Origin of the sequence: Variovorax sp. WS11, assembly GCF_010499245.1 — a bacterium.
GTDB lineage: Bacteria > Pseudomonadota > Gammaproteobacteria > Burkholderiales > Burkholderiaceae_C > Variovorax.
In genome coordinates, this window is the sequence record NZ_JAAGOW010000003.1 from 584,344 (window position 1) to 598,235 (window position 13,892).

Annotated in this window: 15 protein-coding genes, 1 pseudogene and 2 riboswitches; all 16 genes and pseudogenes read left to right on the forward strand. The window is 68.2% G+C overall.

The genetic code is table 11. From position 1 onward, the window contains the following. Nucleotides 1-28: 28 nt before the first annotated feature. The 16 genes and pseudogenes from GXN78_RS28335 to GXN78_RS28405 all read left to right on the forward strand — a co-directional run bounded on the left by GXN78_RS28335 (nt 29) and on the right by GXN78_RS28405 (nt 13,887). Nucleotides 29-1,006, forward strand: coding sequence for a TRAP transporter substrate-binding protein (locus GXN78_RS28335; RefSeq protein WP_106560263.1), 978 nt, complete (start codon nt 29-31; stop codon nt 1,004-1,006). An 84-nt stretch (nt 1,007-1,090) separates the two neighbouring features. Beyond that, nucleotides 1,091-1,585 carry a TRAP transporter small permease gene (locus tag GXN78_RS28340; RefSeq protein ID WP_106560262.1) on the forward strand — a complete coding sequence of 165 codons (495 nt, stop codon included), beginning with the start codon at nt 1,091-1,093 and terminating at the stop codon, nt 1,583-1,585. Further along, the gene (locus tag GXN78_RS28345; protein ID WP_106560261.1) at nt 1,582-2,859 is read left to right on the forward strand and encodes a TRAP transporter large permease; all 1,278 of its coding nucleotides are present in this window, start codon (nt 1,582-1,584) and stop codon (nt 2,857-2,859) included. Before GXN78_RS28340 ends, GXN78_RS28345 begins: the two co-directional genes overlap by 4 nt. Before the next feature lie 95 nt (nt 2,860-2,954). Next, nucleotides 2,955-3,488, forward strand: coding sequence for a hypothetical protein (locus GXN78_RS28350; protein WP_106560269.1), 534 nt, complete (start codon nt 2,955-2,957; stop codon nt 3,486-3,488). A gap of 213 nt (nt 3,489-3,701) precedes the next feature. Further along, nucleotides 3,702-4,613 carry a hypothetical protein gene (locus GXN78_RS28355; RefSeq protein WP_146163177.1) on the forward strand — a complete coding sequence of 304 codons (912 nt, stop codon included), beginning with the start codon at nt 3,702-3,704 and terminating at the stop codon, nt 4,611-4,613. An 18-nt stretch (nt 4,614-4,631) separates the two neighbouring features. Further along, nucleotides 4,632-4,730, forward strand: a riboswitch (glycine riboswitch). Nucleotides 4,731-4,745: 15 nt separating this feature from the next. Continuing rightward, nucleotides 4,746-4,858, forward strand: a riboswitch (glycine riboswitch). A gap of 36 nt (nt 4,859-4,894) precedes the next feature. Next, nucleotides 4,895-6,067, forward strand: a complete 1,173-nt coding sequence (gene gcvT / locus GXN78_RS28360) for a glycine cleavage system aminomethyltransferase GcvT (RefSeq protein ID WP_106560259.1) — start codon at nt 4,895-4,897, stop codon at nt 6,065-6,067. 45 nt (nt 6,068-6,112) lie between these two features. Beyond that, entirely contained in the window at nt 6,113-6,484 is a 372-nt protein-coding gene (gcvH, locus tag GXN78_RS28365; protein ID WP_106560258.1) for a glycine cleavage system protein GcvH, read from the forward strand. 43 nt (nt 6,485-6,527) lie between these two features. Continuing rightward, complete coding sequence (gcvP, locus tag GXN78_RS28370) at nt 6,528-9,428, forward strand: aminomethyl-transferring glycine dehydrogenase (RefSeq protein ID WP_164255818.1); 2,901 nt, start codon at nt 6,528-6,530, stop codon at nt 9,426-9,428. An 81-nt stretch (nt 9,429-9,509) separates the two neighbouring features. Then, the gene (locus tag GXN78_RS28375; protein ID WP_106560256.1) at nt 9,510-10,277 is read left to right on the forward strand and encodes a histidine phosphatase family protein; all 768 of its coding nucleotides are present in this window, start codon (nt 9,510-9,512) and stop codon (nt 10,275-10,277) included. Nucleotides 10,278-10,419: 142 nt separating this feature from the next. Then, nucleotides 10,420-10,494 (forward strand): annotated as a pseudogene (locus GXN78_RS42030) (hypothetical protein); the annotation flags it as partial. Further along, the gene (locus GXN78_RS28380) at nt 10,488-11,243 is read left to right on the forward strand and encodes an ADP/ATP-dependent (S)-NAD(P)H-hydrate dehydratase (RefSeq protein WP_258187265.1); all 756 of its coding nucleotides are present in this window, start codon (nt 10,488-10,490) and stop codon (nt 11,241-11,243) included. The pseudogene GXN78_RS42030 and the gene GXN78_RS28380, both read left to right, overlap by 7 nt. Nucleotides 11,244-11,295: 52 nt before the next feature. Then, nucleotides 11,296-11,724 carry a YciI family protein gene (locus GXN78_RS28385; RefSeq protein WP_106560255.1) on the forward strand — a complete coding sequence of 143 codons (429 nt, stop codon included), beginning with the start codon at nt 11,296-11,298 and terminating at the stop codon, nt 11,722-11,724. Between the two features lie 32 nt (nt 11,725-11,756). Further along, nucleotides 11,757-12,197 carry a YciI family protein gene (locus GXN78_RS28390; protein WP_106560254.1) on the forward strand — a complete coding sequence of 147 codons (441 nt, stop codon included), beginning with the start codon at nt 11,757-11,759 and terminating at the stop codon, nt 12,195-12,197. Nucleotides 12,198-12,207: 10 nt separating this feature from the next. Continuing rightward, complete coding sequence (locus tag GXN78_RS28395; RefSeq protein ID WP_106560253.1) at nt 12,208-12,624, forward strand: DoxX family protein; 417 nt, start codon at nt 12,208-12,210, stop codon at nt 12,622-12,624. A gap of 50 nt (nt 12,625-12,674) precedes the next feature. After that, nucleotides 12,675-13,358 (forward strand): YciI family protein, encoded by a 684-nt coding sequence (locus GXN78_RS28400; RefSeq protein WP_164255820.1) that lies wholly within the window; start codon nt 12,675-12,677, stop codon nt 13,356-13,358. Between the two features lie 121 nt (nt 13,359-13,479). Next, a complete protein-coding gene (locus tag GXN78_RS28405) occupies nt 13,480-13,887 on the forward strand; it encodes a YciI family protein (protein ID WP_106560251.1) in 408 nt (135 codons plus the stop codon). Nucleotides 13,888-13,892 lie beyond the last annotated feature (5 nt).

Here is a 13,892-nt window from a genome sequence, read left to right on the forward strand (position 1 = left end):
AAAACGTCACATCGACAGGAGACTCCCCATGAAGTTGAACCGACTGGCCGCCGGCCTCGTCCTCGTCCTCGGCCTCGGCATGGCCTGCGCGGCCTTCGCGCAGACGGCCATGAAGATCAGCATCTCGACCGCGCAGAACTCGCACCAGGGCGTCGCCATCGACGCCTTCGCCAAGGAAGTGGCGACCCGCACCAACGGCCGCTACAAGATCGAGACCTTCTACAACGGCTCCCTGGGCGGCGAGCGCGAGTCGATCGAGGCGGTGCAGCTCGGCACCCAGGAGCTGGCCTTCTCCTCCACCGGCCCGGTGCCCAATTTCGTGCCCGAGGCCAAGATCCTCGATGTGCCCTTCCTGTTCCGCGACAAGGCCCATGCGCGCGCGGTGCTCGACGGGCCGATCGGCCAGGAGCTGCTGACCAAATTCGACGCCAAGGGCTTCAAGGCCCTGGCCTGGGCCGAGAACGGCTTCCGCCACATGACCAACAGCAAGCGCGATGTCAAGGGACCGGAAGACCTCAAGGGCCTGAAGATGCGCACCATGGAGAACCCGGTGCACATCGCGGCCTACAAGGGCCTGGGCATCATCACCACGCCGATGGCCTTCCCGGAAGTGTTCACGGCGCTGCAGCAGGGCACGGTCGACGGCCAGGAGAACCCGCTGTCGGTGATCATGGCGGCCAAGTTCTCGCAGGTGCAGAAACACCTGTCGCTGACCGGCCATGTCTACTCGCCTTGCATCTTCCTGATGAACAAGGCGGCCTTCGACAAGCTCAGCGCCGCCGACAAGACCGCCTTCCTCGAAGCCGCCAAGGTGGCGGCGAAGGTGAACCGCGACCGCGTCGACCAGGACGACGCCAACGGCGTGAAGGAGCTGCGCGCCCAGGGCATGACCGTGATCGAGAACGTGGACAAGAGCAAGTTCGTCAGCACGCTGGCGCCGGTCAACGCCGAGTTCGAGAAGCAGTTCGGCAAGGCCAACATCGACAAGATCCGCAACTTCCAGTGATCCCGTTGCCGCGATGACCCGCGGCGCACGCCCGCACAGCACCGGCTGGCGGGCGTTTTTTATCGACCTTTGCATGCCTCGCTCATGAAATCCGCCTTCCTCCGGCTCGACCACTGGACCAATTCGCTGTCCATGGCCGTCGCCTGCCTCATGCTCGTGATCGCCTCGGCGCTCGGCGTGTTCCAGATCGTCACCCGCTTCGTGCTCGAGCAGCCGGCCGAATGGTCGGAGATCCTGATCCGCGTGAGCCTGATCTGGATGGTCTTCATGGGCATCCCCACCGCTTTTCGCCAGGGTGCGATGGTCAGCGTCGACGTGCTGTACCGCTGGAGCCCGCCGAAGATGCGGCGCGTGCTCGACTGGCTGGTGTGCCTGGCCGCGCTGACGCTGATCGGCGTCATCGTCTGGTGGGGCTGGGACTATGCGAAGCGCGGCGGCGTGCAGTCGATGGCGGGGCTCGAATCGGTGTCGATGTTCTGGGCTTACGTGGCGATGCCCATTGGCGGTTTGTTCAGCGTGATCGGCATCGTGGGCAACTTGCTCGATCCGCAGCGGCAGGAACTGGAGACCGCGCAATGACCCCGATCATGGTCACCACGATGGTCGTGTGCTTCGCACTCACCATCTCCGTCGCGGTCTCGATCGGCCTGGCCTCCGTGGTCGGCATCCAGGCCTCGAACGCCAACATGCTGATCTCCGTCAAGGAGATGTTCAACGCGATCAACAAGTTTCCGCTCGCGGCCATCCCCTTCTTCATCCTGGCCGGCAACCTGATGGAAACGGGCGGCATCTCGCGCCGGCTGGTGGAATTCGCCAAGAGCCTGGTGGGCGGCGTGCAGGGCGGGCTGCCGATGACCTGCGTGCTGACCTGCATGATCTTCGCGGCGGTGTCGGGCTCCTCCGTGGCGACCACCTTCGCCATCGGCGCCATCCTGATCCCGGCGCTGATCAAGCATGGCTATCCCACCAGCTACGCGGCGGCGCTGCAGGCCACGAGCGCGGAGCTGGGCGTGATCATCCCGCCCTCGATCCCGATGATCCTCTACGGCGTGAGCGCCGAGGTGTCGATCGGCGAACTCTTTATCGCCGGCTTCGGCCCGGGCATCCTCATCAGCCTGGCGCTGATGGCGTTCGTCTATGTCTACTGCAAGGTCAAGGGCCTGGGCAAGAACGATGGCGACGGGCGCCTGGGCGTGGGCGTCGCCACCTGGCGCGCGGGCTGGGCGCTCTTGATGCCGGTGATCATCCTCGGCGGCATCTACGGCGGCATCTTCACGCCGACCGAAGCCTCGGCGGTGGCGGTGCTCTATGCGCTCGTCGTCGGCATGCTGATCTACCGCGAGATCAAGCTGCCGCAGCTCTACGCGGTGCTGCGCAAGTCGGTGATCTCGTCGTCGGTGATCATGTTCATCATCGCCAACGCCGGCCTCTTCGCCTTCCTGATCACGCGCGCCGGCGTGCCCGAGGCCATCGGCCACTGGCTCGAGGGCGTGCTGAAGTCGCCGGCCATGTTCCTGCTGGGCGTGAACGCGGCGCTGTTCGTCATCGGCATGTTCATCGAGACCAGCGCGGCCATCATCGTGCTGGCGCCCATCCTGGCGCCGGTGGCGATGCACTTCGGAATCGACCCGGTGCACTTCGGGCTGGTGATGGTGGTCAACCTGGCGCTGGGCATGATCACGCCGCCCTTCGGCGTCAACCTGTTCGCGGCCTGCACGGTGGCGCGCATTTCGCTGGACCGCATCGTCACGCACCTGGTGCCCTTCGTGCTGGTGATCCTGGCCTGCCTGATGGTCATCACCTACGTGCCGGGCATCTCCTTGGGGCTGCGCGACCTCGTTTATGCGAAGTAGTTCACGCATGATGGCCTGAGGCCTCGGGTTTCACCGGGGTGTCATGCACGTGGCCGATGCTGCGGCGCTTCGATTGCGAACGCCACAACATCCCCATGCTCTTCATCAAGACCGAGAAAGCGCGCCAGAAACTGCAGCCGGGCCGCCGCACCCTGGGCCAGCGCGAGCGCGCCCTGCTGCTGATGGCCGACGGCCAGCGCTCGGTCACCGATTTCGGCGAGCTCTTCGGCGGCCGCGACGAGGCCGGCCGCGTGGCGCTGCACCTGGTGCAGGAAGGCTACCTGCTGGACTCCCGGCCCCTGCGGTCCGCGGTGCCCGCGCCGGCGCGCCAAGCGCCCGAAGCCATCCCGCAGGCGGCGATCTCGGCCGACACCTTCGACGGCAAGCGTTCGCTCGCCACCACGCGCATGTTCCTCTTCGACCTGTGCGAGCGCATGTTCGTGCGCCGCGATCCGGTGCTGGCTGGGCAGTTCCGCGAGACCCTGCGCGAGTCGCGCGACCGCGAGTCGATGCTGTCGGTGGCCGAGGCCATGCTGGGCGAAATCGAGAAGCTCGCGGGCGTCGAGCGCGCCGCCTCGATCCGCGACCGCATCCTGCGCCTGCTGCCGGCCGAGGAGGCCGTGCACTGAAAACAAGGGTTACAGCATGGGCCCGGCACGGCGCCTTGGCTGACACGCAGTGCCCCTGTTTCTTGAATAGGCTTGGGGAGTTGCGGCTGCTTCGCGCAGCCAGCGTCGCCGTTTCCGCATTCAAGCGGTAACATCTTCACGCGGCCGCAACCGGCGGGGAGCGCATGGGGCGACAACCCGCCGCTTCTCTTTTCTTCTCTCCCCTGAAGGCAAATGACAAGCTACGGTTTCGTTCACTTGGAATTCGGCGACCAGCACCGCGAGCGTTCGCTCCAGGTGCTGGACAAGCTGCGAATCCGCCTGGCCCAGGATGGCGACCGCTTCTCCAGCGTGATCGTCGACAACGCTAGCGCCGTGCCCGCCGAAAGCGCCACCGGCACGGACTCCGCGCAGGGCCTGGTGGTCGCCGGCGACAACAGCAACCGCGAGTTCTCCGGCTGGGACACCGGCATCGAGACCCTCCTCGCGCGCGGCGAGCAGCCCGACGTCTGGATCTTCTCGAACGACACGGTGGCCCTCAACCACGCCTGGAGCGAACGGCGGCTCGAGCGCTTCGGCGGCGAGATCCGCAAGCTCGCCCTGCATCCAGGCCCCTGGCTCTTCGGCGAGATCAACGACTTCCCGCGTTCGACCATGACCCCGATGGGGCCGCTGCTCGAATGGGTCTCGACCTACTGCTTCGCGATGAACAACACGCTGCGCCACCGGCTGGGCACGCTCTCGCCCGGCAACGCGCTGCTGGACTCGCTCGTGAACGAGCAGTTCGAGCCCGGCCGCGGCGTCTTCCGCGACCATGTGGGCGAGGCGTATGTCGATTTCGTGTCCGCCTGGCTGATCAGCGACGACGGCGAGGGCGAGCAGAAGAAGCGCCGCTTCAAATGGGACCACGAATGGCACAAGGCCAGCCCGCTCGGCACCGAGAACTTCGAGGACCTGCGCATGAAGGCGCGCTGCTGTCTCTCGGAACACATGCTGAGCCTGCGCGCGCGCCAGGCAGGTGCCGACATCCGCTCGCCCTACGATGCCCGCAACTTGCGCGAGCACGTCCGGCGCTCCCTGCAGTTCCTATCGGACAAGCTGTGGGAGAAATTCCTGCTGCGGCGGCTGCGGCTGGAGCGGTCGTAGGCGCGGTTTCCCTTACACTCGACCCGGTCAGGAGAGAGCCCCGCAGCGCGGGGCCGCCGAAGGCGCAGGGCCCCTCGAAGAACGGGCCCGAACGCTCAGGCAAAAGGACTGACGAGGCGCCCGTTTTTCGGGCGTTTCCTTGCTGGAGAGAGGCGGCGCTTTACGTTGAGTGAAAGCCGTCCACCGAAGGAGCAAACCCCGATCGTGGGGCGAATCTCTCAGGTAAAGCGGACAGCAGGGGTGGCCCATGGCTTTGCCGCCATGGATCTGGACTGCCCCTGATGGAGAGTGCCTTGGCCTCTGCTCCCGACGATCTGCAAAAGACCCCGCTGTACAACCTGCATGTGGAGCTCGGCGCCCGCATGGCGCCCTTCGCGGGCTATTCGATGCCGGTGCAGTACCCCGCCGGCCTGATGGCCGAGCACAAGCACACGCGCACGGCCGCGGGCCTCTTCGACATCTCGCACATGGGCCAGCTGCGCCTGGTCGGGCCCGAGGCCGCTGCCGCCTTCGAGACCCTGATGCCGGTCGACGTGATCGGCCTGGCGCCCGGCAAGCAGCGCTACGGCCTGCTGCTGAACGACGAGGGCGGCATCCTCGACGACCTGATGTTCTTCAACGAGGGCGGCGATTCGATCTTCGTGATCGTCAACGGCGCCTGCAAGGCTGCCGACATCGCCCACATCCAGGCGAAGATCGGCCAGCGCTGCCAGGTGCAGCCCCTGCCCGACCACGCCCTGCTCGCGCTGCAGGGCCCGCAGGCCGCGGCCGTGCTGGCGCGCCTGTCGCCCGGCATCGAGCGCTTCGTCTTCATGACCGGCGGCAAGGTGCAGATCGGCGGCATCGCGGCCTTCGCCACGCGCAGCGGCTACACCGGCGAGGACGGCTTCGAGATCTCGGTCGCCGCCCCTGACGCCGAGGCGCTGGCCCGGCTGCTGCTGGCGCAGCCCGAGGTGCAGCCCGTCGGCCTGGGTGCTCGCAATTCGCTGCGCCTCGAAGCAGGCCTCTGCCTCTACGGCAACGACATCGATACCACGACCACCCCGGTCGAGGCCTCGCTCAACTGGGCCATGCAGAAGGTGCGCCGCAGCGGCGGCGCGCGCGAGGGCGGCTTTCCCGGCGCGGCGCGGGTGCTGGCGCAGCTCACGGCCGACAGCGGCACGGCCGGCCGCCTCGACCACGAGACGCTCAAGCGCAAGCGCGTCGGCCTGGTGGCGCTGGAGCGCGTGCCGGTGCGCGACAGCACGCTGCTCGAATCGTTCGAGGGCCTGCCCATCGGCCAGGTGACCAGCGGCCTGCTGGGCCCGACGGTCGACCGGCCTGTCGCGATGGGCTATGTCGCCCTCGCCTACGCCGAGCCCGGCACCCGCCTGCAGGCCATCGTGCGGGGCAAGCCGGTGCCGATGGAAGTCAGCACCCTGCCTTTCGTGCCCGCGCGCTACTGGCGCGGCTAATTCTTCTTTCTTCCTTCCCTTCCCCTTCCCCCCAGGAGCCATTCCATGACCATCAAATACACCAAGGACCACGAGTGGGTGAACGCCGACGGCGACAACGCCACCGTCGGCATCACGCTGCATGCCCAGGACGCGCTGGGCGACGTGGTCTTCGTCGACCTGCCGCAAGTCGGCCAGGGCTACGCCCAGGGCGAGGTCGCGGGCGTGGTGGAGTCGGTCAAGGCCGCGGCCGACGTGTTCATGCCGGTCAGCGGCGAGGTCACCGAAGTCAACGAGGCGCTGCGCGCCGACCCCTCGCTGGCCAACAGCGCGCCCGAAGGCGAAGGCTGGTTCTTCAAGATGAAGATCACCGAGCCCGCGCAGCTCGACGCCCTGCTCGACAAGACCACCTACGACAAGTTCACCGACGAGAACTGAAAAGCGGACACCCGCCGCGTTTGTTCCCCTCTCTGAGCCCTCCATGTCGAAGTCCTCCTGCTCCTTGCCCACCCTCGCCGATCTCGAGAACGCCGGCGAATTCATCGCCCGCCACATCGGCATCGAGGCCGAGGACGAAGCGCGCATGCTCGCCGTCGTCGGCTCCAAGACCCGCGCCGAGCTGATCGACGGCATCGTGCCGCCCGCCATCCGCCGCAGCCATCCGATGCAGCTCCCCGCACCGGTGACCGAAGCCGGCGCGCTGGCCGAGCTGCGCGCCATCGCGGCGAAGAACAAGGTGGCGCGGAACTTCATCGGCCAGGGCTACTACGGCACCCACACGCCCGGCGTGATCCTGCGCAACGTGCTGGAGAACCCGGCCTGGTACACGGCCTACACGCCCTACCAGGCCGAGATCTCGCAGGGTCGCATGGAGGCGCTGCTCAACTTCCAGACCATGGTCTGCGACCTGACCGGCATGGCGATCGCCAACGCCTCGATGCTCGACGAGGCCACCGCCGCGGCCGAGGCGATGACGCTGGCGCGCCGCAGCGTCAAGAGCAAGAGCAAGGTGTTCCTGGTCTCGGGCGACTGCCATCCGCAAACCATCGAGGTGATCAAGACGCGCGCCGCACCGCTGGGCATCGAGGTCAAGGTCAGCACCGTCTCCGAGACGCTGCCGCATTTGATGGCCAGCGGCGATTTCTTCGGCGCGCTGGCGCAGTACCCCGCCACCACCGGCCACGTGCACGACCTGCGCCCGCTGGCCGGCCATGCGCACGCCTGCGACGCCGCCTTCTGCGTGGCGGCCGACCTGTTGGCGCTCACCCTGCTGGCCCCACCCGGCGAATGGGACGCCGACATCGTCTGCGGCACCACGCAGCGCTTCGGCATGCCCTTGTGCAACGGCGGCCCCCATGCGGCCTACCTGGCTTGCCGCGACGAGTTCAAGCGCTCGCTGCCGGGCCGCCTGGTCGGCGTCAGCGTCGACACGCAGGGGCGCCCGGCCTACCGCCTGGCGCTGCAGACGCGCGAGCAGCACATCCGCCGCGAAAAGGCCACCTCCAACATCTGCACGGCGCAGGTGCTGCCGGCGGTGGTGGCGAGCATGTATGCCGTCTACCACGGGCCCGAAGGCCTGACGCGCATCGCGCAGCGCGTGGCCGCCCTCACCGCCATCCTGGCGCAGGGCCTGGAGCAGATGGGCCGCGAGCTGGCCAACGCCACCGCCTTCGACACGCTCACCGTCCTGACCGGCGAGGACACGCCGAAGATCCTGGAGCGCGCGCAGGCCACCTCGGTCAACCTGCGCCAGGGCCTGCAGCAGCACCTGGGCATCTCGCTCGACGAGACCAGCACCCGCACCGACATCGAGACCCTCTGGGCCCTGTTCGTGCCCGCGGGCACGCCGATGCCTCGCTTCGAGGAGCTCTCGGCCACGGTCGGCTCGCGCATCCCGCTGGACCTGCGCCGCAGCAGCGACTTCCTCGCGCACCCGGTCTTCAACACCCACAAGAGCGAGACCGCGATGCTGCGCTACATCCGCAGCCTCTCCGACAAGGACCTCGCGCTCGACCGCAGCATGATCCCGCTGGGCAGCTGCACCATGAAGCTCAACGCGACCAGCGAGATGATCCCCATCACCTGGCCCGAGTTCGCGGACATTCACCCCTTCGCGCCGGCCGAGCAGCTGCAGGGCTACGCCGAGCTCGACGCGCAGCTGCGCGCCTGGCTCTGCGAGGCCACCGGCTACGCCGGCATCAGCCTGCAGCCCAATGCCGGCTCGCAGGGCGAGTACGCCGGCCTGCTGGCCATCAAGGCCTACCACGAAGCGCAAGGCCACGGCCACCGCAACATCTGCCTGATCCCCTCCTCCGCCCACGGCACCAACCCGGCGAGCGCGCAGATGGTGGGCATGAAGGTGGTGGTGACCGCCTGCGACGCGCAGGGCAACATCGACATGGACGACCTCACGCGCGCCTGCGAGCAGCACCGCGACGACCTGGCCGCGGTGATGATCACCTACCCCAGCACCCACGGCGTGTTCGAGACCCGCGTGAAGGAGCTGTGCGAGATCGTGCATGCGCACGGCGGCTGTGTGTACGTCGACGGCGCCAACATGAATGCGCTGGTCGGCGTGGCCGCGCCCGGCGAGTTCGGCGGGGACGTGAGCCACCTCAACCTGCACAAGACCTTCTGCATCCCGCACGGCGGCGGCGGGCCCGGCGTGGGACCGGTGTGCGTGGTCGAGGACCTGGTGCCCTACCTGCCCGGCCACGTGAGCGGCGGCCTCCCCTCGAACGGCGTGGGCGCCGTATCGGCCGCGCCGCTGGGCAATGCGGCGGTGCTGCCGATCAGCTGGATGTACTGCCGCATGATGGGCGCGGAAGGCCTGCAGGCCGCGACCGAGGTCGCGATCCTGAGCGCCAACTACATCAGCGCGCGGCTCAAGGACCATTACCCCACGCTCTACGCCAGCCCGAACGGCCACGTGGCGCACGAGTGCATCCTGGACCTGCGTCCGCTCAAGGACACCAGCGGCGTGACGGCCGAGGACGTGGCCAAGCGTTTGATCGACTACGGCTTCCACGCGCCCACCCTGAGCTTCCCGGTGCCCGGCACACTCATGGTCGAGCCGACCGAGAGCGAGCCCTTGGCCGAGCTGGACCGCTTCGTCGACGCGATGATCGTGATCCGCGGCGAGATCCGCCGCATCGAGGAAGGCATCTGGCCGCGCGAGGACAACCCGCTGAAGAACGCGCCGCACACGGCCGACAGCCTGCTGGCCAGCGAATGGACCCGGCCCTACTCGCGCGAGCTCGGCGCCTTCCCCATCGCCTCGGTCAAGGACGCCAAGTACTGGCCGCCGGTGGGCCGCATCGACAACGTCTACGGCGACCGCAACCTGTTCTGCAGCTGCGTGCCGGTGGCCGACTACGCGTGATAACGCCCGACGCGCACCGGGCGAAATAGGCCTTTGCCTACGGGGCGCGCGGCGAGGGGCTCCTAGCATGGGCTTCGTTCCATGCAATCCAACTGGCCCCAAACCCTCTGGATCGTTCGCCACGGCCAAAGCGCCGGCAATGTCGCGCGCGATGCAGCCGAAGCCGGCGGGCTCCCGCTGATCGAGCTGGCATGGCGCGACATCGACGTGCCGCTGTCCGAGCTGGGCATCGAGCAGTCGATCGCACTCGGCGACTGGTTCGCCCGGCTGCCGGCAGAGGAGAAGCCCGAGGTGATCCTCTGCTCGCCCTATGCGCGCGCCCGCGCCACCGCGGAGCTGGTGGCCGAGCATGGCGGCCTGTCCGGCGACAGCATCAAGCTGCGCTTGGACGAGCGCCTGCGGGAGAAGGAGTTCGGCATCCTGGACCGGCTGACCAAGCTGGGCATCCGCCAGAAGCACCCCGAGCTGAACGAGCAGCGCCTGCACGTGGGCAAGTTCTACTTCCGCCCGCCCGGCGGCGAGAGCTGGTGCGACGTGATCCTGCGCCTGCGCAGCGTCCTCGAGATGGTGACGCGCGAGTACGCGGGGCGGCGCGTGCTGCTGGTGGCGCACCAGGTCATCGTCAACTGCCTGCGCTACCTGCTCGAGCACATGGACGAGCAGCAGATCCTCGATATCGACCGCCAGGGCGACGTGCCCAACTGCGCCATCACCTCCTACCGGGCCGAGCGCCGCGAACAGGAGGACGAGGTGCTCCAGCTCGATCTGGTTAACTTCCTCGCCCCGCTTCGCGAAGCCGCCACACCGGTGACCCGCGCGCCCGATCAACCGGCGGCCCCCAAGCCCTGAGGCTCCTCCCGGTGCCATGGCCACGCCGCGCGCCGCAGCCCTGACCGAAGCATCGCTGGCACGCTGGCCCTTGCCCGACCCGGGCGCCGACGCCGACAAGGAGGCGCGCGGCCGCGTGCTGGTTGTCGCGGGCAGCGCCGAGATGCCCGGCGCCGCGCTGCTCGCCGGCACCGCGGCGCTGCGGACGGGTGCGGGCAAGCTCACCCTCGCATGCCCCGCGTGCGCCGCTCAGGGCCTGGCGCTCGCGATGCCCGAGTCGCGCGTGATCGCCCTGCCCGAGACGCGCGGCGGCGGCCTGGCCCCACGCGGCTGCGAGAGCCTGGCCCCATTGCCGCTCACGTGGCGGCCGTGGTCGTGGGTCCTGGCCTTTGCGACGAGCGCGGCAGCACGGCCTTCGTGCGCCGGCTGCTGCGGCTTTTCCGCGAGCGCACCGTGGTGCTGGATTCGATCGCGATGTCGGTGGCGGCCATGCAAGCCTTCGACCAGCCGGTGCTCCTGACGCCGCATGCAGGCGAAATGGCGCACCTGTGCGGCCTGCCCAAGGAGGTCGTCACCCAGGAAGCGCTGCACGTGGCATGTGAAGCGGCCATTCGCTGGAATGCCTGCGTGGTGCTCAAGGGCGCAAGCACGGTGATCGCGACGCCGCAAGGCCGCGCCTGGCGCTTCGACGGAGGGTCGATCGGGCTCGCCACCTCGGGCTCGGGCGACGTGCTGGCCGGGCTGATGGGCGGCTTCGCGGCGCGCGGCCTGCCGCCGGAGCAGGCGGCGGCGTGGGCCGTGGTGGTCCATGCCATGGCGGGCAGGAAACTGGGCCGGCGCGTCGGACCTCTGGGCTACCTGGCACGCGAGTTGGCGGGGGAAGTGCCGGCGGTGGTCCGGCAGATTGGCCGCTGCGCCGCGCCGCCGTTGCAAAAATTTACAACTCCCGATGTCGATCGGATGCGCTCTGCTTCGACGTCCCTGTAGAGCCTCATTCCGAGACTCGCCACCCAACCCTTCAACCCTTCAGGAGTACGACATGCGATTCATGGTGATTGTGAAAGCCAACAAGGACTCGGAAGCCGGCGTCATGCCGACCGAACAAATGCTCACCGAGATGGGCAAGTACAACGAGGAGCTCGTCAAGGCCGGCGTGATGCTGGCCGGCGAGGGCCTGCAGCCCACTTCCAAGGGCGCGCGCGTGCGCTTCGACGGCAAGACCCGCACCGTGACCGACGGGCCTTTCAGCGAGACCAAGGAACTGATCGCGGGCTTCTGGCTGTGGCAGGTGCGCTCCCGGGACGAGGCCATCGAATGGCTCAAGCGCGCGCCCTTCACCGACGGCGAGGAACTCGAGCTGCGCCAGGTCTTCGAGATGGAGGACTTCGGCGCCGAGTTCACCCCCGAACTGCGCGAGCAGGAAAAGCGCGTGATGGCCGAAGCGGAAAAGAACCGCGGCAAATCCTGAACGCCCATCCACCATCTGGCGGAGATTCGACAATGAAATTCATGGTGATTCGAAAAGCCGACAAGGACACCGAGGCCGGCGTGATGCCCACCGAGCAGTTGGTCACCGACATGCTCCGGTACAACGAGGAGATGATCAAGGCGGGCGTGATGCTCGACGGCATGGGCCTGCAGCCCAGCATCAAGGGCGCGCGCGTCAAGTTCGGCAACGGCAAGCCCACGGTGATCGACGGCCCCTTCACCGAGGCCAAGGAACTGGTCGCGGGCTTCAGCCTGATCCAGGTGAAGTCCAGGGAAGAGGCCATCGCGTGGGTCAAGCGCTGGCCGACGATCGACGGCGGCGGCAACGTCGAGATCGAGCTCCGGCAGGTCTACGAGGCCGAGGACTTCGGCGCCGAGTTCACGCCCGAGATGCGCAAGCACGAAGCGTGGCTGCGCGATGCCGCCGAGAAGCGTTCCGCGGGCAGGAACTGAGGAGGCCGCCATGCAAGCAGCTACCACCCTCACCCCCGCCGCGCCGGCTACCGGCGCCGCCCGCTGGACCGGCCGCGTGCTCAGCGCACTGGTCGTGCTCTTCCTGCTGTTCGACGGCTTGATCAAGGTGGCCGGCCTGCCCGTGGTCGAGGAGACGATGGCGCAGCTGGGCTACCCGGCCGGCCTGGGCTTCGGGCTGGGCGTGCTCACGCTCGCCATCGCCCTGCTCTATGCGCTGCCGCGCACCGCGTTGTTGGGTGCGGTCCTGCTGACCGGCCTGCTGGGCGGCGCCATGGCCACGCATCTGCGTGCCGGCAGTCCCTTGTTCAGCCACCTGCTTTTCGGGCTCTACATCGGGCTGATGGCCTGGGGCGGGTTGTACCTGCGCGACGAGAAGCTGCGCGCATGGCTGCCGATCCGGCGCTGAGGGACGCGCTATATGCTTGCTGTCCTTCTTTTGGCAGAGGACTGCATCGCATGAGATTCGTGATCCTGAGCCAGGCCGGCCCCTCCGGACAGGCCGTCCCGGTTCCATCGCCTTCCGTCGGCATCACGTTGCACGAGAGCGCGCCGGTCGCCGCCGATGCGGCCGGCGTGCACGTCCGCTTGACGGACGCCGGCCCCGAAGAGACACGCGTCCCCTTCCCAAGCGCGACGCGCGTGGCGGGCCTCGGCATCGTCGAGGCCGAGTCGCGCCAGGCGGTCGCCGAGTGGCTGCGTGACGCGGCCGGTGGCGACGACGAAGCCGGCTTCGAGATCCGCGAGACCGGCTGCGCCGGCGGGCTGGCAGGGGTCGATCCTTCGGGCACTGCCAGCAAGCCGCGCTTCTTGATCCTGGTGAAAGCCGATGCGGACACCGAGGCCGAGGCGCCCAGCGATCCCGCGAAGCTCGCGGCCATGGCGCAACGCAACGACGAGGGCGTGCGCGCCGGCCTGCTGCTGGCGGGTGATGGCCTGCGCTCCACCGCGCGCGGCACACGCGTGCGCGTGGGCAACGGCAAAGCCGGCGTCATGGACGGCCCTTTCGCCGAGGCCAAGGAACTGGTCGCCGGCTTCTGGCTGATCCAGGCCGATTCCATGGACGAAGCCATCGCCTGGGTCCGGCGCTATCCCTTCGCCCAGGCGCGGCCCGAGGTCGAGATCCATCCCGTGGCGGGTTGAAAAAAATCAGCAGCCCTGTCGATCCGGACGCGCCTCGTTCGACGTTCAGATAGAGCCCCAGGTTTTTCCAGAGCCGCCCACATCAGGGCGGCGGCCCGGCTCCCATCCAAGGAGTGAAGACATGCGATTCATGATGCTGATGATCCCCAAGGGCTACGAAAGCGCCGCCCCAGGAACGATGCCCGATGCCAAGGCCGTCGAGGCCATGATGAAGTACAACAAGTCGCTGAACGACGCCGGCGTGCTGATCACGCTCGACGGCCTGCGCCCGCCCTCCGAGGGCGCGCGCGTCAGCTTCCCCGGCGGCAAGCCCAAGGTGACGGACGGCCCCTTCGCCGAGGCCAAGGAGGTGCTGGGCGGCTACTGGATGATCGACGTGAAGTCCCAGGCAGAGGCCATCGCCTGGGCCTCGCGCTGCCCGGGCTCGGAGAACGAGACCATCGAGATCCGCCGGGTGCAGGAGATGGAGGACTTCCCGCCCGACGTGCAGAAGGCGGCCGAAGGGTTCACAGAGATGCAGAAGCGCTGACCCCT

Excerpts from the sequence above, each read along its gene's own strand:
- GXN78_RS28335 (WP_106560263.1), top strand. The coding sequence starts at position 29 with ATGAAGTTGAACCGACTGGCCGCCGGCCTCGTCCTCGTCCTCGGCCTC.
- GXN78_RS28340 (WP_106560262.1), top strand. The coding sequence starts at position 1,091 with ATGAAATCCGCCTTCCTCCGGCTCGACCACTGGACCAATTCGCTGTCC.
- GXN78_RS28345 (WP_106560261.1), top strand. The coding sequence starts at position 1,582 with ATGACCCCGATCATGGTCACCACGATGGTCGTGTGCTTCGCACTCACC.
- GXN78_RS28350 (WP_106560269.1), top strand. The coding sequence starts at position 2,955 with ATGCTCTTCATCAAGACCGAGAAAGCGCGCCAGAAACTGCAGCCGGGC.
- GXN78_RS28355 (WP_146163177.1), top strand. The coding sequence starts at position 3,702 with ATGACAAGCTACGGTTTCGTTCACTTGGAATTCGGCGACCAGCACCGC.
- gcvT (WP_106560259.1), top strand. The coding sequence starts at position 4,895 with ATGGAGAGTGCCTTGGCCTCTGCTCCCGACGATCTGCAAAAGACCCCG.
- gcvH (WP_106560258.1), top strand. The coding sequence starts at position 6,113 with ATGACCATCAAATACACCAAGGACCACGAGTGGGTGAACGCCGACGGC.
- gcvP (WP_164255818.1), top strand. The coding sequence starts at position 6,528 with ATGTCGAAGTCCTCCTGCTCCTTGCCCACCCTCGCCGATCTCGAGAAC.
- GXN78_RS28375 (WP_106560256.1), top strand. The coding sequence starts at position 9,510 with ATGCAATCCAACTGGCCCCAAACCCTCTGGATCGTTCGCCACGGCCAA.
- GXN78_RS28380 (WP_258187265.1), top strand. The coding sequence starts at position 10,488 with ATGCCCCGCGTGCGCCGCTCAGGGCCTGGCGCTCGCGATGCCCGAGTC.
- GXN78_RS28385 (WP_106560255.1), top strand. The coding sequence starts at position 11,296 with ATGCGATTCATGGTGATTGTGAAAGCCAACAAGGACTCGGAAGCCGGC.
- GXN78_RS28390 (WP_106560254.1), top strand. The coding sequence starts at position 11,757 with ATGAAATTCATGGTGATTCGAAAAGCCGACAAGGACACCGAGGCCGGC.
- GXN78_RS28395 (WP_106560253.1), top strand. The coding sequence starts at position 12,208 with ATGCAAGCAGCTACCACCCTCACCCCCGCCGCGCCGGCTACCGGCGCC.
- GXN78_RS28400 (WP_164255820.1), top strand. The coding sequence starts at position 12,675 with ATGAGATTCGTGATCCTGAGCCAGGCCGGCCCCTCCGGACAGGCCGTC.
- GXN78_RS28405 (WP_106560251.1), top strand. The coding sequence starts at position 13,480 with ATGCGATTCATGATGCTGATGATCCCCAAGGGCTACGAAAGCGCCGCC.